Here is a 20,592-nt window from a genome sequence, read left to right as displayed (position 1 = left end):
GTTTGCTTCAATTGTCAAATACTATCTTGAAAATTAATTGTGTGAATTAAAATAGACGCAAATTCTACATCCATCTTGCACTTGAACAGGAATGTGCATATCATACACTTCACGTAAAGATTCTGAGTTGATAATCTCTTCCGTAGGACCATCTTTTACTAGACGTCCATTTTTTAATGCAACAATTCGGTCTGAATAGACAGAGGCAAAGTTAATATCATGCAATACGATTACAACTGTTTTACCTAGCTCATCCACCAATTTACGCAAAATTTTCATAATTTGTACAGAATGCTTCATATCGAGATTGTTTAAGGGTTCATCAAGCAAAATATATTCAGTATCTTGCGCAATAACCATCGAAATAAATGCACGCTGTTTTTGACCACCTGAAAGCTCATCTAAAAACATATCTTGCATATCTGTTAAGTTCATATAATCTAACGCTTGGTCAACGAATTTGTGATCTTCTGCGTTTAACCGGCCTTTTGAATACGGATAACGCCCAAAAGCTACAAGTTCCCTAACAGTTAAACGAATATTAAAATGATTTGCTTGCTTCAAAATTGCAACACGTTTTGCAAATGCATCAGACTTCATTTTCTTTACGTTTGATTGATCTAACAATACTTCTCCTGTATCCGCATCTAACAATCGACTTACCATTGATAATAGCGTTGATTTACCCGCACCATTAGGTCCAATAAAGGACGTAATGGCTTTCGAGTGAATTTTTAGAGTGACGTCTTCGACAACAGTTTTTTTCCCAAAGCTTTTAGAAAGCCTTTTAATCTCAATCATGCCGCTTTCCTACTTTCCTTTAGTAATAAGTATATAAAGTAAAGACCACCGATAAAGTTAATAATGACACTAATCGTTGTTGTTAAATTAAATACATGTAGCACTAAAAATTGTCCGCCGACTAATGCAATAATGCTTATTAAGCTTGCACCTATTATTAAGACTGAATGTTTGTATGTAGCAAAATATTGATATGCCAAGTTAGAAACTATTAAACCTAAAAACGTAATTGGTCCTACTAACGCTGTGGATACAGCTATTAAAATCGAAGATAAAATCAAAATACGTAATACCATTTTGTCATAGTCAACGCCTAAGTTCATAGCATTGTCACGCCCTAAAGCCATAACATCCAACTTATGTAATATGCGTGAACCATAAAGAAATGCTAAAACTAAAATACCTGCGGATAAAAATAGCAACTCTGTTTTTACGTTCATAAAGCTCGCAAACAATCGAGCTTGTAAACTTTCATATTCTACAGGATCAATTATTACCTGCATAAAGGTACCTAAGCTTCCAAGTAGCGTACCGAGAACCATCCCTGCTAATAGTAATAAAAAAATTGGATACTTATCTGCACGGAATAAGAAACGGTATAATATTAAAGCAAATAAAACCATCGCTATAATGGATACTCCAAAGTTTAAGTAGCGACTTACAACAAAAATGGAAGTCGATCCTAGCGCAAAGTAAATAATCGTTTGAACTATCTCATACATAGAGTCAATACCCATAACCGACGGAGTTAATAGTCGATTGTTCGTTACGGTTTGGAACGCTATAGAAGCAAAAGCGATTGCTGTTCCTGTAATGACCATCGCAAACATTCGTTCTAAACGTTTCGGAAATGCATAACTAAACCCACCTTGGATATTATAAAAAGCAAATAACAGCATACAAATAATTGCAATAACTGCTAATATAATTAGCTTCGTACTATTTTTGCGCATATGCTTTCCCCCTAAACAACATAATTAAGAAGATCACACTACCGATTACTGCAACGGTTGTGTTAACGGGAATTTCATATGGATGTACGATTAAGCGGCTAATAATATCACAGAACAATAAAAATGCTGCACCCATAAAAATAGTATGGGGTATCGTTTTACGCAAATTATCCCCTAAATACAGAGAAACAAGGTTTGGCACTATTAATCCCAAGAACGGAATTACACCAACAGTTAAAATAACTGTTGTCGTAATAATAGCCACAATTATTAAACCAATATTCAACACTGTTCGATAACTTAAACCTAGATTTTTAGCAAAATCCTCACCCATACCTGCAACAGTAAACTTATTGGCATATATATAAGCAATAATGATCGCTGGTACAGCTACATATAGAAGCTCATAGCGCCCAGATACAACTAACGTGAAGCTTCCTTGGAAAAACGCATCTACATTTTGTAAAATGTTTGCTTCGTATGCTAAGAAAGTAGATAGTGCTCCAATAACATTTCCGTACATAATCCCGATAAGTGGAACAAACACGGCATCTTTGAACTTAATACGCTCAAGTAGTTGCATAAAGATAAATGTACCAATTAAAGCAAAAGCAAAACTAAAAAGGATTTGTCCAATATAAGATAAACCTGTAAAGAATATCATTGATATGATAATCCCTAATTTTGCTGCATCTAATGTACCAGCCGTTGTTGGCGACACAAATTTATTTCGACTTAAACTTTGCATGATTAAACCTGCAATACCCATCCCTGCGCCAGCTAAAATTATAGCTAATAATCTTGGTAAACGACTTATTAAGAAAATCTGTGTCTCTAACGATTCCCAATTAAGCAAATGACTCGGTTTTATGTCAATCGCACCAATAAATAGCGAAATAACTGACAGGATGATCACTGTAACTATCAACATCCACAGTCTCATTTTAAACCCCATATTTCTTTTATTCTCAGACGATAGTGAAATTTCTTCCACACTGAGTAAACATTTATTTATTGTACATAGAAGATATTTTTATAATAAACAGCATTGAAAATCATTATCAATTACCATTAGTTTAATTATAGCATCCTGACTATTTAAGTCAATGTCTAAATGAAAACGCTTGTCATTTAGATATAGGAACGAGTGACTTTTCCCCTATATTAATCCCACCCTATCCTACTTTGGTTTAATTAAAAAAACTGTTTCAATTGTCGAATTTCATAACAATTGAAACAGCCTATTAGCTAAAACCTATTCTATTATTTTATTAAATTGATGTAGCGCTATCAATAATCTCTTGAGGAACGACAATTTCCCCTATTTCATTGAACTTAGAGAAGTCTGTTTTAGCATCCATTTTTAGATTAATCGTTTCTCCTTCCATCGTCATATCCATATCTATCACTGTATCTAATTTGGTCGTTTGATACGATTCTTTATCAATATGGACTACGTAGTCAACCGAGTTAATCGTAAAGTCTAAGTTAATATTTTCACCTGCAGTTAAATTTTGAAGTGCTTCATCTACCTGGTCTTTCACAAGGGCAGTAAACTCTTCACCACTGCCTTTCAGTGTTAGAATATAGGTGTCATCGTCTTGTTCAAATTCTACTTGTTCTAAATATTCTTGTAAGGGTTGCAGTTGAGTAGCTGGATCTGTTTGGTTTGCAGAACTCTTGATTTGGTCTACCATTTCCTGAGGGAACTTCTTCCATTGTGCAGTGGTGCCTTCATACACATACATTGCATCTTCTGTAATATAAGTCTCCATCTCAGTTTCTTGAGACTCTCCACCTTCACCCATACCCATCATAGTCGTTGTGCCCTTTTGGTGCATTTGCATTGGTTCCAGTATATATTCCATATCTAGAACTGACTTAATGTCCAAAGTCATTTCCTCACTAGGCATTGTCATCGTCTGATTCATATCTATCGTGCCTTTTACGCTTTTTAACTCTTCAGAAACTTTCATTGACTTGTCATATACTTCTTGTAAAGTCAGTTTACTAGTTTCTGTTACCTCTTTTTCTTGTACGGGTGTTGCAGTTTCGTTACAAGCAGCTAAGCCTAATGTTAAGGTTGCTATAGATAATAGAGCTGTCCATTTCTTCATAAAAATAATCATCCCTTCTCAGTAAGATACTTACTTTACGGGATGATTACTTAAAAAGTTTCATTATTTCGAATTTTACTTAACGCCACGCATATATTTTTGGATTAATGGAGTCATTAAATAGAGTAATAAACCAATTACTAAAGCTACTACACCTATAACACCTATAACACCGAAGTATATAATTTCGTTTTCTGGTGAGTAAAATTTAACAACTTGGGCATTGATAGCCTGAGCTGACGCGTTCGTCATAAACCATAAACTCATCGTTTGTGCTGCGAATGCTCCCGGTGCAAGTTTCGTTGTCGCAGATAATCCTACTGGTGATAATAATAACTCACCTAATACTACAAGGAAGAAACTCAGTACTAGCCAGAAAGGACTAACTAAAGAGTCAGTACCATTGAAGTAAGCTGGAATAATCATGACGATGAAGGACATCCCCGCAAAGAACAAACCAAATGAGAATTTCTTAGGTGTAGATGGTTGTCTGTCTCCTAGTTTTACCCACATCCACGCAAACACTGGTGCAAGGGCAATGATGAACAATGGATTTAAAGATTGGAACCAGGCAGGTGAAATCTCAACAGATCCAATCATTAAGTCTACTCGTTCATCTGCATACTGTGCTAAAATGTTGGACCCTTGTTCTTGAATTGCCCAGAACATCATAGCTGCAACAAATAATGGGATGTATGCAAGTAAGCGAGACTTTTCATCCTCTGTTGTTTTACTGCTTCTATACATAACGATAAAGTACAAGGTAGGAATAACAATACCTAAAATAGAAACTGTCATGATGAAACTATCAATTGTTAAAATACCTTGTTGAATCAATATGAATCCAACAATTAAAATAATGACTAAAGCAATACCAATTCTAGTTAGTACTTTTTTACGTTCATCTTTGGCCATTGGGTTTGGCACATATGTACCTGCTAACCCTAGATATTTCTTTTTAGTTACTAAAAATACGACTAAACCAATTGCCATACCGACCGCAGCAAGACCAAATCCTAAATGGAAGTTATACTCAAGACCAATTGTTCCAACGATTAAAGGTGCGATAAACGCTCCCATATTAATCCCCATATAGAAAATGCTAAAACCTGAATCGCGACGAGTATCTTCTTTAGAATACAGATCCCCGATAATACTTGAAATATTTGGTTTCAACAAGCCTGTCCCAATGATGATTAATGCCATCGAGGCAAACAAAGTAGTTAAACCACCAGGGAATGCCAAGACGATATGACCGAACATGATGAGAACCCCACCATAGAATACCGTTTTCGTCGTACCGAATAGGCGGTCAGCTATCCAACCTCCAATAATTCCAGACATATAAACTAGTGAACCATACACAGCCATAATGGAGTTAGCAGTAGAACGTTCTAGTCCCAATCCTCCCTGCGTTACTTCGTAATACATATAGTAGATTAGTATTGCGCGCATTCCATAGTAAGAAAAACGCTCCCAAAACTCCGTGAAAAACAATGATAGTAATGCTTTCGGATGACCAAAAAATCCCTTCTGAGGGACGGATTTAACTATCTCTTCTTTTGTTGCCATTTTTTTACCTCTTTTCTAATTTTGAAAACATTAGGAATACACTCTATCGCCATATTAATGGATTACATGAAAAGTAACCTAATGCCCATAAAACTAACAAGACACATATTATAAACTGCCCTTTTGCAATTGTCAAAAAACCTTTTATATTTCAACTAGGAAGATTTCTAGTAAAAAACAGCGTAATATCAACGTTCTAATATAAAATACAGAGCAAATTTTTACTGAAATTGGAATTTTATTTATTCTATCGAATTTAATTATTTCGACTTTTGAAATTGTTGGTTATAATAGTCGTTATGACAGAAGGAAGGAGCTAAGAAAATGCTCAAGAAGTTTTTTTCATATTACAAACCGCATAAACGACTATTTATCATTGACTTCAGTAGTGCTGTATTTGTCGCAATTTTAGAGCTCGCATATCCAGTTGCAGTTCAATGGTTTATCGATGACTTGTTACCTACTGGGGATTGGAGCATGATAACAAAAATCAGTATCCTACTATTGGTAGTATTTATCCTCAGCACTTTTCTACAGTATGTCGTAAGTTATTTTGGCCATAAACTCGGCATTAATATAGAGACCGATATGAGACAGCAATTATTCACCCACGTTCAACGCCAATCATTCCGGTTCTTTGATAATACGAAGACAGGTCATATTATGAGTCGAATTACAAATGATTTATTTGATATTGGTGAACTTGCCCATCATGGTCCGGAGGATTTGTTCATTGCTATTATGACATTAATCGGTGCTTTTACGATTATGTACAATATTAATCCCGAACTTGCGATTATCGCTATTGTCATGGTGCCGATCTTATCCGTCGTAGCAACGTACGGTAACATTATGATGAATAGAGCATGGAAAAACATGTATGGAAAAATTGCAGATGTAAATGCACGAGTGGAAGACAGCGTTTCTGGTGTTCGTGTTGTTCAATCATTTACCAATGAAACTTTTGAAATTGCCCGTTTCAAAGAAGATAATGGACAATTCCGTTTAGCTAAACTGGTGGCCTATAAAGTGATGGCCGGTACACATTCTAGTATTTATATGTTAACTCGTCTCGTAACATTGGTCGTGCTTGTTGTCGGAGCTTGGTTTACATATAAAGGAGCTCTTACCACCGGAGAACTTGTAAGTTTTGTACTATATGTCAACGTGTTGATAAAACCTGTTGATAAAATTACGGCACTACTTGAGCTATATCCTAAAGGAATGGCTGGTTTCAAACGCTTCTTAGAGCTAATTGAACAGGACCCTGAAATTCAAGACTCTCCAAACGCCCTAACTGTTCAGCATTTAAAAGGAGATATAAATTTCGAGCAAGTTGGTTTCCGATACGATGAACATAAACCTGTATTAGATAATATTAACTTGTCTATTAAAGCAGGAGAAACTATCGCATTCGTAGGTCCATCTGGAGCAGGTAAAACTACTATTTGTTCCCTAATCCCAAGGTTTTACGATGTTCAAGAAGGAGCGATTTCCGTAGATGGATTGAACATCCAAGATATTACGATGAAATCATTGCGTTCTCAAATTGGAATTGTTCAACAGGATGTATTTTTGTTCACGGGATCTATTCGTGAGAATATTGCCTATGGTAAACAAGATGCAAGTGAGGAAGAAATTCGAGACGCTGCCAAAAAGGCACATTTAGAAGATATGATTGCTTCTCTACCAGAAGGTTATGATACACAAATCGGGGAACGTGGACTTAAGTTATCAGGTGGACAAAAACAACGCCTTGCGATAGCTCGTATGTTCTTAAAAAACCCACCAATTCTAATTCTGGATGAAGCTACATCAGCTCTTGATACGGAAACAGAGCGGTTTATCCAGAAGTCTTTAATGGAGCTAGCCGAAAATAGGACTACCCTCATCATTGCACATAGATTGGCAACTATCCGTGATGCCGACCGCGTCCTTGTTGTAACAGAAAACGGAATCGAAGAAGATGGTTCCTACAGTGATTTAGTAGCACAGGACGGAATATTTGCTAGATTGCATAACATACAGTTCCAAGAGGTTTAATATTAAGGCAACCAAAAAAGTTGTCTCCCAGTAGAATATCTACCGGCGAGACAACTTTTTAATTTGTTCTATTAGTTCTTGCGACTTTGCGGTGATTCTTGACTACATTGCGATGGTTCTTCGTTACTTTGGGGTGTTTCTCTACAACATTGCAGCTATCTATTGGACAAATAAAAATTCTTGAAAACGATCATAATCTGATTTTTTCATTTCTACTTGTACAACGGTACCCTCTTCCTCATACGAAGTAGTGGAGACTGACGCATGCTCATTTAAGTAAGATACAATATCTCCACGGTCAAACGGGATTAGTAAGGAACAACTAACATAATTAGAGAAAATATGTTTTCTAATAATCTCTATCAGCTCATTCAACCCTGCTCCCTCTTTCGCAGAAATCCAAATATTATCACCTGCGATATGTGGGTATTTCATATCTGCTAAATCAGATTTGTTGTAAACAAATACAGTAGGTACATCTTCAACACCAACAGCATGAAGTGTGTCGTTCGTTACGTCCATCATGAAGCGATGCTCTGCGTTCGATACATCCACAACGTGTAGAAGTAAATCTGCATCACGTGCTTCTTCCAATGTTGAACGGAAGGCTTTTACTAAATGATGGGGAAGCTTACTAACAAAACCTACCGTGTCTGTTAATAAAAATTCCTTTTGGTCCGGAAGTTTAATCTGTCTGACGGAAGTTTCTAGCGTTGCAAAAAGCATGTCTTTTTCAAATACTTGCTTCGATTCCATTTGTCCGACTTTGTTTAACAATTGGTTCATAATTGTAGATTTACCAGCATTCGTATAACCTACTAAAGATACAACGGGAATTGCATTTTTCTTACGTTGCTTGCGCTGCGTTTCACGTTGATCTTTTGCATGCTCGAGGTCTCGTTTGAGTTTGGCAATCTGATCTTCAATTTTACGTCTATCCAGCTCTAGCTTTGTTTCCCCAGCACCACGGTTTTTAAATCCACCGCCAGTTCCCCCACCTTGTCGCCCTAGAGATGCTCTAAGTCCCACAAGACGTGGAAGCATATATTGAAGTTGCGCTAAATCTACTTGCATTTGAGCCTCGTTAGATTTTGCACGTCGAGCAAAGATATCAAGAATTAGCATAGTACGGTCAATAACTTTACAGTCCAAGTCACGTTCTAAGTTCCTAATTTGTGATGGGGAAAGCTCATCATTGAAGATAACTAGATTAGCTCCGGCTTCTTCATATAGGCTTCTAATCTCCTCTACCTTACCGGTCCCCACATAATGAGATGAGGTAACTCGTTCAAGATTTTGCGTTACTTCCCCAACTACCTCTACATCTAATGCCCCTGCTAAATTGTGTAGTTCTTCCAATCCGTATTCAAAATGCTCATCTTTTTGTAATTTTACAGCTACGAGTATTGCCTTTTCTATTATTTCATCCATATAATTTCTCCTTTTAAAGAAAGCGATAGGTTGCTTGTTCATATGTGATTTCTTCATGTAGATTAGAACCATCAATATCAATGCTTGCAAGTCGCTCTTTTGTTTCGATTTTACTTTGTTTAAATATTAATCGTGTATTTTCTAAAAGTAATGTTTGTTCATCATACTTGATTAGTTGAAAATAATTTTTCCACTTATTCATTACTTCCCTTGGATCTCGAACGTGAAACTCACAAGCAGTAATAGATAACTTCAGATTACTGGCATTTATTGTTCCATCCTCTTGCAGTGAGTGATATCTAGCCTCATCGCTCTCCTCCCATTCTATAAAGAACGGAAAAGGCAAAGCATTACTAACTTCCTCGTGGATAAATAACATTTTCCATTTACGTATTAATCCACTAGTTGTCTTTCTCTCAGCATGTAGAACTCCCGAAGTTTTTATACCCTGGTCCATTAGCTGGTTACTAAGATGAGCTATATTAGTAGTGCGGATACAGATTGTATTGAATCCTGCTCCACTTGTTTTCAAGTCATGAAGCATAAGATTTATAAGAGGATGATCAGCGTTGTTCGCAACTTCCTGCCGTTCTACGGAAAGCCACTCAATATAGCTGGTTTTCGTATAAAGAAGTGCGTTGTATGTTCCCCATTGAGTATGTTGACCACCCACTACTGTATGAACTTCATTTTCCATCCAATCTTTCGCTACCTCTAGCGGTTCTTTTGTAACGCTATGAACGATATGATCCAAATACATCGTAGCACCTCCTTTCAATAATTCCCATGCCATCAGTATATCAATAAATATGAAGAGCATCGATCGGAAAACTGATGCTTCTCAATTACTAAGATCACACCTTAATAACCTGTGTTTCGACAACCATGTCATAAAGTGATTTTTTACGCTTACTAAATAGAGCGGTAAGGATATAAGCAAGCATAAGCCCATAGATAATTCCACCAATTGCATAGTAGCTAATTGGAACTTCTGCATCTCCAAGGTAAATCAGGCGATACACTAGATAATGTGAAAGTTCCCAAGGGAGAAATTTCACAATGGTTCTAAAAACGGACTGGAGTATCGAAAGGTTTTGATTATGTTTATTGACTACTTTAATTCCCATATATTTCTTGCCTATGGACTGTTTCCCTAGCACTGAATCACTAATAATAAAATAGAGCGAAACCGGCAATGTTACCATTAGAAATCCTGTGAACTGCGCAACTACAAGTGAGTTAATAAACAAACTCTGTACAGAAGGAAATACAAATATATTGAAGACAGCAAGCACACTCAAGTAGGCAAATATAAGCAAGTAATCCAGCATAAACGCTTTGAATCGCATTATGAAAGTTGCATTCACATTCACTTAAAGTTACTCCTCGTAATGGATTTGTTTTCTTACCTTTCTATTCACATGAAATTTGTCGATTTCCCAGGAAATAATACGAATTATACTTTGGCCTTCTCTTTAGACATTTCACGAAGGAGAAACTTTTGAATTTTGCCTGAAGCTGTCATTGGATATGACTCTATGAATTCAATATACTTTGGTATTTTATGATATGAAATTTTCCCTTTACAGTATTCTTTTAATTCATCAGAAGTTATGTGTTCGCCGCTTTTTAGAATAACCCATGCCATAAGCTCTTCTCCGTATTTAGGATCAGGTACTCCAACTACTTGAACGTCTTGGACCTTAGGGTGCTGATATAAAAATTCTTCTACTTCTTTTGGATAGATGTTTTCTCCACCACGGATTACCATGTCTTTAATACGTCCCGTGATATCTATATACCCTTCCTCATCCACCACTGCGATATCACCCGTGTGAAGCCAACCATTAGGGTCAATTGCCGACCTAGTTGCTTGTTCGTTTTTATAGTATCCTTTCATCACTAAATAACCTCGGGTACAAAGCTCACCAGGGACTCCAGTTGGTGTATCTTCCCCTGTAAGTGGATCTATAATCTTCACTTCAACCGCAGGATGAGGCTTCCCGACAGATGACACTCGCTTCTCAATAGGATCGTCCGTCTTCGTTTGTGTAATGACCGGAGAGGATTCTGTTTGTCCATAAGCTATTGTTATTTCACTTGCACCCATATCGGTGATCACTTTTTTCATCACTTCAATTGGACAAATAGAGCCTGCCATAATACCTGTTCGCAGTGTAGACAATTTAAACTGCTTAAAATCTGGATGGTTCAATTCTGCGATGAACATTGTTGGTACCCCGTGCAATGCTGTACATTTTTCGTCCTGAACTATTTGAAGTACTTTACCTGGATTAAATTGCTCGATAATGACCATGGTAGTTCCATGTGTTACAGATGCGATTGTTCCCATTACACACCCAAAGCAGTGGAAAAAAGGAACTGGAATACAAAGACGATCTTCTTCTGTTAAATATATATAGTCGCCTACGAGTTGTCCGTTATTTACTACATTTTTATGCGAAAGCATTACACCTTTTGGAAAACCAGTCGTTCCAGAAGTATATTGAATATTAATCACTTCTTCATTATGAAGTGACTTCAATGCGTTCTCCAACGTGTCGTCCGACACCTTATCTGCATGTGATAATAGCTCCGCCCATGAATACATACCTTTATACTCATTGTCAGTCATTACTATGACTCTTTTAAAATGCGGGAACTTTTCTGAGAGAATATTGCCTTTTTCTGAATGAATAATTTCCGGGCAAATTGCAAGGACAATATCTAAATAGGATGTTCCTTTAAAAGATTCGCATAATATGAGCGTCGTAGCATCTGATTGTTGCAACAAGTATTCTAGTTCTTTCTCTTGATAATTTGTATTCACTGTTACGAGTACGGCACCCATTTTTCCTGTTGCGAATTGGCTGAGTAACCACTCTCTCTTATTGTCAGACCAAATGGCCACATGCTCCCCTTTTTGAATGCCCATACCGATAAAGGCTTTTGCAAGCTCATCCGTTTCTTTGTCAAACTCCTTATACGTCTTTCGAATGCCATGCTCTGGATACACATACGCTTCTATATCTGGAAATTTCCTGGCTGCTTCTTTCACAATTTCCCCAACTGTTTTTTCATTTAACAAACCAATCACCCCTTGATTGTTTATATACACTCTATTTTATCACAAAATTCTGATGAAATAGACTTTTCCTTTTCCGATTGACAGTTTGTTGAAACCTGGTAAAATCCTAATTACTTTAGTGATTGAAAGCGTTGAATCGCCAAAGTGTTAAAATTAGTTTAGGAGGATATTTTATGTTTCGAATTTCATCTACAATTACGCCTCCTTTTCGAGAGGCATTATTTCTAATCTTGTTAATAGTTTCTTTGATGGTAGTTTGTATTATAAAATTTGATGCTGTACCACATTTACCAATTTTATTTGCCATTCTACTTTTAATTGGTTATGGGCTATTAAAAAGGGTTCCATTCGAGTCATTGGAAGAAGGACTAATAGAAGGTTCTAAAACGGGACTCGGCGCTGTTTTCATCTTTTTCTTTATAGGAATTTTAATAAGTAGCTGGATGATTGGCGGTACTATTCCGACGCTTATTTATATAGGATTTAAGTTAATTTCACCTCATTTTTTCTTTGCAATAGTCTTTTTAGTAACATGCGTTATCGGTCTTGCTATTGGCAGTTCATTAACAACCGTTGCCACAGTAGGTGTTGCTTTTGTTGGTATAGCAAGTGCTATGGATATTTCATTGGCTATTACTGCTGGGGCCATCGTTTCAGGAGCCTTTTTCGGAGATAAGATGTCTCCATTATCAGATACCACGAATCTAGCTTCAGCTATAGTTCGCGTTGATCTGTTTGAACATATACGTAATATGGGCTGGACGACAATCCCAGCATTTTTTATAGCGATAACTGGATATGCACTACTTTCGCCTAACAAAGAAATTCAACAATTAGAGCAAATAACTACACTGAAAGAAGGTCTACTTCAAACTGGTATGGTCCATTGGTATTCATTACTTCCATTAGTTTTGCTCATTGTACTTTCTGCCAAAAAAGTGCCTGCTATGTTAGCACTTGCTCTCACTTCAGCAAGCGCAATAGTTGTAGCTTATTTCCATCAGTTTTTCACAGCAAGTGAAGTATTACACATCCTATTTAGCGGCTATACATCTCAAACTGGTTTAGAAGCGGTTGACTCCTTATTATCTAGAGGTGGAATGACTAGCATGATGTTCACTATCTCCTTAGTCTTACTGGCTTTGAGTATGGGGGGGCTTTTATTTACTTTAGGAATAGTGCAAAGTTTACTACGGAAAATAGAAAGTTTACTAACGAGTGTAGGAAAGGTCATTTCAGCTGCAGCTTTCACAGCTATAGGAGTGAATGTACTAATCGGGGAGCAATACTTGTCTATTTTATTGACAGGCGAAACCTTTCAAGCCCATTTCCAAAAAGTTGGGTTAGCAAACAAAAACCTTGCTCGTGTGATGGAGGATGCGGGGACTGTAGTAAATCCACTAGTCCCTTGGAGTGTATGTGGAATCTTCATAACAGACGTACTATCTGTTTCAACAATTGATTACTTGCCATTTGCCTTCTTCTGTTTACTTTGTCCGGTGCTCACCATTTTGTTTGGACTGACTGGCAAAACACTTACTTATAATAAATGAAGTCGATGTGATACACTATTTCCAAGTATATTACGAAAAAGTAGGCGATTTTATGGAATTTCAAGAAATGAAAGAATACATGCTTGAGCAAATAATAACGAAGCAGTTAGTCACGGCAACTATTAGTCAACCACGCGCAAAGTCTAATGAAGTGAAACGTGTAAAATTGAAACCAATCGAGATAAAGAATACGTATCATATCCAATTAGAATACCAGTACGAAAGAATATTAAAGCATGAGAATATTGCTTTAGATGCTTTTTCAGAGACATTAGATGGACTCTTAGAACAGTTCCGTCAGTTTCATATAGATTTCAGAGAGGAAAAAGTACAGGCTCAGCTTTCCAAGAAAAACAAAGTTATGTGGAAATCAGAAAAAGCCACTGTCTCTAAAGCTGTAGACCTCTCTCATAACCGTAAAAAGAATTATTTATTGGATGCGAATACACCATACCCTTTTCTTATACGCTTAGGTGTCCAAACAGCAGATGGAAAAGTCAAAAAGCAAAAGTACGATAAATTTAAACAAATAAATCGTTTTATCGAATTTATCGATGACACCCTTGCCTATTTACCAAAGGATAAGGCCGTTAGAATTCTCGATTTTGGTTCAGGTAAATCTTATTTGACATTCGCACTGTATCATTACTTGAAAATCGAAAAAGGACTCGATATTCGAGTTACTGGTCTTGATTTGAAAAAAGAAGTAATTGAAGAATGTGCTCAAATAGCCAATGATTTAGGATACGAGCAGTTAGAGTTTCTAGTAGGAGATATAAATGACTATAATGACGAAACTGCGGTAGATATGGTGGTGACGCTTCATGCCTGCGATGTGGCAACTGATATGGCACTTGCCAGAGCAGTTAAATGGAGTGCTAGTGTTATATTAAGTGTACCTTGCTGTCAGCACGAATTAAATACACAGCTAGAAGCACCTGGTCTAGATATAATGTTAAAACATGGTTTGATAAAAGAACGTTTCGCTGCTTTAGCGACGGACTCCATTCGAGCAGAGATTTTAAATATGGTCGGGTACGAAGCACAATTAGTAGAATTTATCGATATGGAAAACACCCCTAAAAACATATTGATACGTGCCTATAAAACAGGGAAAAAACCTACCTCTGAACAAATGGCAAGTTATCAGCAATTTAAACAGCTACTTAATGCAAAACCATTTTTGGAGAATGAATTGAAAGATTATCTGAATTGAAAAGATTGAAATACTATGCCGCCGGAGGATCTTATGATGAAAGAACCAACAATTAAAAAAGTGGCTTATGGTTTTGCTATGGCCATCGCAATTATTATTGTGCATTTTATTGATGCCCGCGTTTATGCAATGCCTCCAATATTAGCTTTGTTTTTGGCAATTTTCGTCACCTATCTGGGGATTGTATTAATAAATAAATCGGATAAACTAAATAAACCGATCTCTAGAACTAAATATAATTTAATAAATGCAGTCGTTGTGTTTATACTGTTTATCGCTTATTTTACGATTTCCGTATAAAAAAGAGTGAGCAAGAAATGTCTTAAGACACTTCTTACTCACTCTTTTCTTTATAACTCCTGACGTAATGCTTGAATCACGTCTATTTTTGTTGCTTTGCGAGCTGGTCTCCAACCAGAAATCATTGCGACTCCGATACTCATAGCTGATGCAAGAAGCACTAACTGCCAAGGGATTAACGAGAACGTGATAGATAAATCTGAGAACTCATCCTCTCCTAGAGCAGCGCCAACAACCAGCGGGAGTAACCAGTTAGCTAGGAAGCTCACTGCGTAGGAAATAACGATCGCTAGTAGAGTTCCGATTATCCCAATCCACGCACTTTCCATCAGGAACAATCGTTCAATTAGCTTAGGACTAGCTCCGATTGCTTTCATCACGCCAATCTCACGAGTTCGTTCAGTTACGGCCATTGTCATTGTGTTGAAAATACCTATAGATGATATAAGAATTGCAATAGTCCCAACAAAGATTAGTCCAATTTTAAAAGCCATAAAAAATACATCGATCTGTTCTAATTGCTCTGATACAGAAAAGACGTTATAGCCCATATCCTTTAAATCTTTTGTAACTGATTTCACATGCTCTAAACTAGATGTATAAATTTTTGTGTTTGTATAAATTTCAGGAACTTGTTCTCCATTTGCTTCATAAGCTGCTGTTAATTTCGGTAACCATGATTCATCCATTAGAATGCTTGAATCTACTATCCAATCTTTTGCTGGATTTTCCATCACTCCAACTACAGTAAAATCCCACCGTTCTGGAAATGCACCGTCCGATTCATACGGTTGTAAGGATAGAGAAACTTCTTTACCTATAATCGACTTTTCATATCCCTTAGGAAGATCCGCTTCCTCTACTCCCTCTTCTACTTTTATACGTTCTGCATCTGTCCACAAGTTCTTAGCAAAGTGATACCCTACTATTATCTCCGATTCATTTTTGGGCAATCGTCCTTCTGATAATTTAAGGTTTGATTGTTCTTCCTCTTTCATGTCAGTTAAGCGCAAGTCTCCTGACATCATTCGATCCTCAAAATGGAAGCTTGTCATTGTATCCATGCTAGTTCTTTGGACGATTGCTCCAATAAATGGTACAGCTTTGATTTCTTTAAGATTCAATTCTTCATTTTCACTCGGGAAAACTTCTACCTGCGTGATGGCTTGATCTTGCAGTATTTCCTTGCGCATCGTATCTTGAATACCAAATCCAATAGAAGCTAATACGATTAAAAATGCACAACCCATCGTTGCGGCAAGAATAGTCATAAATACACGTAATTTATTTTTCTTAATATGTTGGCGAACAAAATCGACCTGATCTTTAAATAACATTACTGTAAATCCCCCTTCACTAATTCCCCGTCGCGCATTTTAAATGTTCGATGGGCAATACTAGCAACTTCCTCATCGTGTGTAATCATTACAAACGTTACACCAAGCGTTTGATTTAAATTTTGTATTAGCAATAATATATCTTGCTCCGTTTCAGAATCTAAACTCCCCGTTGGTTCATCTGCAAATAATATCGGTGGATTCGTTATTAATGCTCGAGCAATACTTACACGCTGCTGCTGTCCCCCCGACAATTCATTTGGATAATGATCTCCAACCTCTGTCAAACCTACCTTGTCCATCATTTGTTTAACACTCGCTTTTCTTTGCTTAGCGGATATACCTTTTAGTTTTAGTGGTAGTTCTACATTTTCAAAAGCCGTTAATCCAGGCATCAGTTGAAAATTTTGAAAGATGAAGCCGAAGTTATTTAATCGGAATGCTGCTCTTTCTGTTTCATTTAAATTAGCTGTTTCCTGTCCATTTACTGTTATGGAGCCTTGTTCAGGGCTCATAAACCCTGCTATCGTATGAAGCAAAGTTGACTTACCCGAGCCGCTTTTCCCTATAATTGCCACGATTTCTCCCTTTTCCACTTCGAAGGATAAGCCTTTTAAGACCGGTACTTTCTTTTCCTTTCCTTTTTTCCCTATTAGGAATGTATGATTCACTTGCTTCACTTTTATCATCTTTTTACCTCCCGTTTCACTACTCATTTCATTGTATCCTTCATTTCTTAACATTTTAGAAGGATAAAAATGAAGAAATTCTTAAGATAGTCTGAAATGCGGAGGGGGCCTGGTAGTCCTGAATAGCTCTGGAAGATTTGAGGAGCTAGGGTCAGTGATGATTACATTAGATGATTTCAAGGATCATATTTATTCACCAGTTACTAAAATGATGGTATTTAAAAACTGCTCCTTCTCACGAAATGTGAGAAGGAGCAGTTTATTTTTTAGTTATGAGGGCATCGGTGTTTCGGTTGGTTTTGCATAGCCTTCTTTATACGTTTCATCAATTGTATTACGAATTTCTACTAGTGATTTACCCTCTTGTATCATTTGGATTGATGCGATAGCTGTTTCTAAACAGGCTGCGCAACGAGTTCCATGATCATCCCAAACGACCTCTCCATTTTCCTTTATCTCATGGACGAAGCAGTTGAAATTACTTTTGTGTCCTGCACTATCTCCACAACCACAATAACAAGGCATCCATTTTAGTACATCATTCGCTTTTGCAGCTGCTTGATAAACGAGCTTCATGTCCTCGGACTGAGCATCTAAAAATGCAGGCAATATATCTGATGAAGCTGTTGTTTCTTGTAAATCCCCATTTTCTAGATGACCAACATGATCCTCGTGTTCTTCATGATTTTCTTGCTTATTTTCCTGTCCACATGCGGAAAGCAATAATATACCGCTTAGTAACATAAGTAATACTTTTTTCATAATCATATACAATCCTTTTTACATATTATCAGTCTAGCTCCAGCACCTATCCCTCGAGTCACTTCAGACTTGCGGGGCCGCACGATGCGGGTCAGTCAGTCATTGCGACACGACGTCGCGAACTTAGACTGACTTCCCCTAGGCAAAAACCGCCTTTATTGCATTTCTTCCAGCGCTTTTCAGGGCTTACATAGGCGCTTTCGCTTTTCTTTCTGTCTAGCTACAGCGCCTAGCCCTTCGAGTCGCTTCAGAATTGCGAATAAAGGCAAAAACCGCCTTTATTGCATTTCTTCCAGCGCTTTTCAGGGCTTACATAGGCGCTTTCGCTTTTCTTTAATATTAAATCATATTTTCCGGTTTTACGATTTCATCAAATTTGTCAGCAGTCAGAAGTTCTAGCTCGATTGCTGCCTCTTTTAATGTTGTACCGTTTTTATGTGCATGTTTAGCTATTTTAGCGGCATTCTCATACCCGATATATGGGTTTAATGCTGTTACGAGCATTAATGAGTTATTTACATGGTGCTTAATCGTATCTAAGTTAGGCTCAATTCCCACTGCACAATTATTATTAAAGCTAAGAATAGCATCACTTAATAATCCAACTGATTGTAGGAAATTGTAAATGATTACTGGTTTAAAGACATTTAATTGGTAATTTCCTTGGCTTGCTGCAAAGCTGATCGTTGTGTCATTCCCCATTACTTGGGCAACAACCATTGTCATCGCTTCACTTTGAGTTGGATTTACTTTACCTGGCATAATGGAACTTCCTGGTTCGTTTTCTGGAATAGAAATTTCTCCAATACCTGAACGCGGTCCACTTGCAAGTAAACGTACATCATTTGCAATTTTCATCAAGTCTGCAGCTAATGCTTTTACAGCACCATGGACATAAACAACATCATCATAACTTGTTAACGAATGAAATTTGTTTTTAGCAGAGGTAAATTCGATTCCTAGTGCTTTAGAAATTTCTGCTGCCACTTGGTCACCAAAGCCTTTGGGAGCATTTAAACCTGTTCCAACGGCTGTTCCACCAATTGCAAGTTCCTTCATATCTTCTACGCTTTGTGTAATCATTTTTGCTGATTTCTCTAGCATCCGATGCCAGCCACTAAACTCTTGTCCTACTGATAGAGGAGTCGCATCCTGTAGATGTGTACGACCGATTTTTATAATATCCATAAATTGCTCGGATTTTTTTCCTAATGTCTCCTTCAAGACATCAATTGCTGGGAGTAGTTGGTTTTCTATTGCAAGTACTCCAGCAATATGAAGCGCCGTTGGAAAAGTATCATTGGAGCTTTGTGATTTATTTACATCATCGTTCGGATGAAGACGCTCTTCGCTTCCCTTTTCCTCTAATAACTGATTCCCTCTGTAAGCGATCACTTCATTAACATTCATATTAGATTGAGTACCGCTACCTGTTTGCCATACAACTAAAGGAAAATGCGCATCTAGTTTACCAGCTAATATTTCATCTGCTGCTTCTGCGATAGCATCTTTTTTCGCTTCCGACAGATTGCCTAACGAATGACTTACAACCGCTGCAGATTTTTTTAAAAGGGCCAATCCATGAATTACGCCAATTGGCATCTTTTCTGTACCAATTTTAAAATTTTGTTTGGATCTTTGAGTTTGGGCTCCCCAAAGACTATCTTCTGGAACTTTTATTTCTCCCATAGAGTCATGCTCAATACGATAAGACATTAACCTCGCTCCTTTTAAATCCATTTATTTTGTTTTTCTTCCAACATTGCTAAAAATTCATCCACTACCTCTGGGTGAAATTGAGTGCCTTTTCCATCTTTCATCTCTTGGATCGCTTCCTCAATGGTCATCGCCTTGCGGTATATTCGATTCGTAGTCATTGCATCAAATGCATCTACTACAGAAACAATCGAAGCCTCTATAGAAATTTCATCTCCTATTAAGCCATATGGATATCCTTTTCCATCATACCTTTCATGATGTTCTTCTACAATAAAAGCGGCTTTTCGTATACGTTCAATTTCATGATTACGCATCATTTCTGCCCCTAGAGTTGTATGCATTTTAATGACTTTCCATTCTTCGTCAGTTAACTTACCCGTTTTGTTTAGTATTTCTAAAGGAATTGCCAACTTACCTATATCATGAAAGTACGAACCCATCGATATAATAGCAACGCCTTGGCGACCTGGTCTCATTTTTTTCCAGAGTTCGATAGAATAATCACGAATTCGCGAGCAATGATGATAAGTATATCCGTCTACTTCTTGAATACGTTTAGCATCTCTTTGGATAATTTCACGCTCAGAAAAGCTTTTTTCAAATATCGAAGAAGTCATTTCAAATAAAATCTCGACATGTGATTCTGCATTACAGGTGACGACTCCAGTACACTTATTGACATCAATGACATCGCCTTGATGCAATATAGACTTTTGTCCATCGCAATCTATGTCTAAAACACCAGTTAAAATCGTATATCGCTCTACAAAATCAGCGGAATTATTTGAGTTATTATAAACCCAAGTTGTTGTGTTAGGAAACAATGTATATAGAGAGTAAGAAATATCTTCTGCACTTCCAAGATAGGTTGTAACCGATTGATCGGTAAATACTCTCGGTAGGTATGCTTTTATACGTATATCCTGTATTTGTTCAACGGTTAACATATTTCATCCCCCATACCTATGACAACATTCTGCTTTATCTGCTTTTATTATACAATTCAATTAA

At 37.1% G+C, this 20,592-nt stretch carries 18 protein-coding genes; 4 read left to right on the top strand and 14 right to left on the bottom strand.

Annotated elements, in window-relative coordinates; translation table 11 throughout:
• Window positions 1-33: 33 nt before the first annotated feature.
• The 5 genes from BM260_RS11565 to BM260_RS11545 all read right to left on the bottom strand — a co-directional run bounded on the left by BM260_RS11565 (window position 34) and on the right by BM260_RS11545 (window position 5,443).
• Window positions 34-801: an iron ABC transporter ATP-binding protein gene (locus BM260_RS11565; protein ID WP_093537505.1), complete on the bottom strand. Its 768-nt coding sequence runs from the start codon at window positions 799-801 to the stop codon at window positions 34-36.
• Entirely contained in the window at window positions 798-1,754 is a 957-nt protein-coding gene (locus BM260_RS11560) for an iron chelate uptake ABC transporter family permease subunit (RefSeq protein ID WP_093537504.1), read from the bottom strand. The genes BM260_RS11565 and BM260_RS11560 overlap by 4 nt, the downstream gene beginning before the upstream one ends.
• Entirely contained in the window at window positions 1,741-2,697 is a 957-nt protein-coding gene (locus BM260_RS11555; RefSeq protein WP_093537503.1) for an ABC transporter permease, read from the bottom strand. The genes BM260_RS11560 and BM260_RS11555 overlap by 14 nt, the downstream gene beginning before the upstream one ends.
• A 328-nt stretch (window positions 2,698-3,025) precedes the next feature.
• Entirely contained in the window at window positions 3,026-3,871 is an 846-nt protein-coding gene (locus BM260_RS11550; RefSeq protein WP_093537502.1) for a DUF6612 family protein, read from the bottom strand.
• Between the two features lie 75 nt (window positions 3,872-3,946).
• Window positions 3,947-5,443 carry a peptide MFS transporter gene (locus BM260_RS11545; RefSeq protein ID WP_093537501.1) on the bottom strand — a complete coding sequence of 499 codons (1,497 nt, stop codon included), beginning with the start codon at window positions 5,441-5,443 and terminating at the stop codon, window positions 3,947-3,949.
• A 324-nt stretch (window positions 5,444-5,767) separates the two neighbouring features.
• Between BM260_RS11545 and BM260_RS11540 the strand changes: the two genes are divergently transcribed.
• Entirely contained in the window at window positions 5,768-7,486 is a 1,719-nt protein-coding gene (locus BM260_RS11540; RefSeq protein ID WP_093537500.1) for an ABC transporter ATP-binding protein, read from the top strand.
• A 159-nt stretch (window positions 7,487-7,645) separates the two neighbouring features.
• Here the strand turns inward: BM260_RS11540 and hflX are convergent, their stop codons facing one another.
• The 4 genes from hflX to BM260_RS11520 form a co-directional block, all read right to left on the bottom strand.
• Window positions 7,646-8,917 carry a GTPase HflX gene (gene hflX / locus BM260_RS11535; RefSeq protein WP_093537499.1) on the bottom strand — a complete coding sequence of 424 codons (1,272 nt, stop codon included), beginning with the start codon at window positions 8,915-8,917 and terminating at the stop codon, window positions 7,646-7,648.
• A 13-nt stretch (window positions 8,918-8,930) separates the two neighbouring features.
• A complete protein-coding gene (locus tag BM260_RS11530; protein ID WP_093537498.1) occupies window positions 8,931-9,677 on the bottom strand; it encodes a VOC family protein in 747 nt (248 codons plus the stop codon).
• A gap of 94 nt (window positions 9,678-9,771) precedes the next feature.
• Window positions 9,772-10,290, bottom strand: a complete 519-nt coding sequence (locus BM260_RS11525; RefSeq protein ID WP_245762710.1) for an RDD family protein — start codon at window positions 10,288-10,290, stop codon at window positions 9,772-9,774.
• An 83-nt stretch (window positions 10,291-10,373) separates the two neighbouring features.
• Window positions 10,374-12,005: an AMP-binding protein gene (locus tag BM260_RS11520; protein ID WP_407691713.1), complete on the bottom strand. Its 1,632-nt coding sequence runs from the start codon at window positions 12,003-12,005 to the stop codon at window positions 10,374-10,376.
• 173 nt (window positions 12,006-12,178) lie between these two features.
• On the opposite strand from BM260_RS11520, the gene nhaC reads away from it, so the two are divergent.
• The 3 genes from nhaC to BM260_RS11505 are packed head-to-tail and all read left to right on the top strand — an operon-like array spanning window position 12,179 to window position 15,074.
• A complete protein-coding gene (gene nhaC, locus BM260_RS11515) occupies window positions 12,179-13,558 on the top strand; it encodes a Na+/H+ antiporter NhaC (RefSeq protein ID WP_093537497.1) in 1,380 nt (459 codons plus the stop codon).
• Between the two features lie 52 nt (window positions 13,559-13,610).
• Complete coding sequence (locus BM260_RS11510) at window positions 13,611-14,774, top strand: class I SAM-dependent methyltransferase (protein WP_093537496.1); 1,164 nt, start codon at window positions 13,611-13,613, stop codon at window positions 14,772-14,774.
• Window positions 14,775-14,810: 36 nt separating this feature from the next.
• Entirely contained in the window at window positions 14,811-15,074 is a 264-nt protein-coding gene (locus tag BM260_RS11505; protein WP_093537495.1) for a hypothetical protein, read from the top strand.
• 50 nt (window positions 15,075-15,124) lie between these two features.
• On the opposite strand, the gene BM260_RS11500 is transcribed toward BM260_RS11505, so the two are convergent.
• From BM260_RS11500 to BM260_RS11480, 5 genes are all read right to left on the bottom strand, one after another.
• Window positions 15,125-16,411 carry an ABC transporter permease gene (locus BM260_RS11500; protein WP_093537494.1) on the bottom strand — a complete coding sequence of 429 codons (1,287 nt, stop codon included), beginning with the start codon at window positions 16,409-16,411 and terminating at the stop codon, window positions 15,125-15,127.
• The gene (locus BM260_RS11495) at window positions 16,411-17,100 is read right to left on the bottom strand and encodes an ABC transporter ATP-binding protein (protein ID WP_093537493.1); all 690 of its coding nucleotides are present in this window, start codon (window positions 17,098-17,100) and stop codon (window positions 16,411-16,413) included. The genes BM260_RS11500 and BM260_RS11495 overlap by 1 nt, the downstream gene beginning before the upstream one ends.
• Window positions 17,101-17,370: 270 nt before the next feature.
• Window positions 17,371-17,862 (bottom strand): PCYCGC motif-containing (lipo)protein, encoded by a 492-nt coding sequence (locus BM260_RS11490; RefSeq protein WP_093537596.1) that lies wholly within the window; start codon window positions 17,860-17,862, stop codon window positions 17,371-17,373.
• 339 nt (window positions 17,863-18,201) lie between these two features.
• Entirely contained in the window at window positions 18,202-19,578 is a 1,377-nt protein-coding gene (gene fumC, locus BM260_RS11485) for a class II fumarate hydratase (protein ID WP_093537492.1), read from the bottom strand.
• Window positions 19,579-19,592: 14 nt separating this feature from the next.
• Entirely contained in the window at window positions 19,593-20,528 is a 936-nt protein-coding gene (locus BM260_RS11480; protein WP_093537491.1) for an HD-GYP domain-containing protein, read from the bottom strand.
• Between the last annotated feature and the right edge of the window lie 64 nt (window positions 20,529-20,592).

This window comes from Psychrobacillus psychrotolerans (genome assembly GCF_900115805.1).
GTDB lineage: Bacteria > Bacillota > Bacilli > Bacillales_A > Planococcaceae > Psychrobacillus > Psychrobacillus psychrotolerans.
Note: the sequence above shows the minus strand (reverse complement) of the source record. Positions and strands in the feature narration are given on the sequence as shown.

Coding starts and splice junctions, on each gene's coding strand:
- BM260_RS11565 (WP_093537505.1), bottom strand. CDS start 801: ATGATTGAGATTAAAAGGCTTTCTAAAAGCTTTGGGAAAAAAACTGTT.
- BM260_RS11560 (WP_093537504.1), bottom strand. CDS start 1,754: ATGCGCAAAAATAGTACGAAGCTAATTATATTAGCAGTTATTGCAATT.
- BM260_RS11555 (WP_093537503.1), bottom strand. CDS start 2,697: ATGAGACTGTGGATGTTGATAGTTACAGTGATCATCCTGTCAGTTATT.
- BM260_RS11550 (WP_093537502.1), bottom strand. CDS start 3,871: ATGAAGAAATGGACAGCTCTATTATCTATAGCAACCTTAACATTAGGC.
- BM260_RS11545 (WP_093537501.1), bottom strand. CDS start 5,443: ATGGCAACAAAAGAAGAGATAGTTAAATCCGTCCCTCAGAAGGGATTT.
- BM260_RS11540 (WP_093537500.1), top strand. CDS start 5,768: ATGCTCAAGAAGTTTTTTTCATATTACAAACCGCATAAACGACTATTT.
- hflX (WP_093537499.1), bottom strand. CDS start 8,917: ATGGATGAAATAATAGAAAAGGCAATACTCGTAGCTGTAAAATTACAA.
- BM260_RS11530 (WP_093537498.1), bottom strand. CDS start 9,677: ATGTATTTGGATCATATCGTTCATAGCGTTACAAAAGAACCGCTAGAG.
- nhaC (WP_093537497.1), top strand. CDS start 12,179: ATGTTTCGAATTTCATCTACAATTACGCCTCCTTTTCGAGAGGCATTA.
- BM260_RS11510 (WP_093537496.1), top strand. CDS start 13,611: ATGGAATTTCAAGAAATGAAAGAATACATGCTTGAGCAAATAATAACG.
- BM260_RS11505 (WP_093537495.1), top strand. CDS start 14,811: ATGAAAGAACCAACAATTAAAAAAGTGGCTTATGGTTTTGCTATGGCC.
- BM260_RS11500 (WP_093537494.1), bottom strand. CDS start 16,411: ATGTTATTTAAAGATCAGGTCGATTTTGTTCGCCAACATATTAAGAAA.
- BM260_RS11495 (WP_093537493.1), bottom strand. CDS start 17,100: ATGATAAAAGTGAAGCAAGTGAATCATACATTCCTAATAGGGAAAAAA.
- BM260_RS11490 (WP_093537596.1), bottom strand. CDS start 17,862: ATGAAAAAAGTATTACTTATGTTACTAAGCGGTATATTATTGCTTTCC.
- fumC (WP_093537492.1), bottom strand. CDS start 19,578: ATGTCTTATCGTATTGAGCATGACTCTATGGGAGAAATAAAAGTTCCA.
- BM260_RS11480 (WP_093537491.1), bottom strand. CDS start 20,528: ATGTTAACCGTTGAACAAATACAGGATATACGTATAAAAGCATACCTA.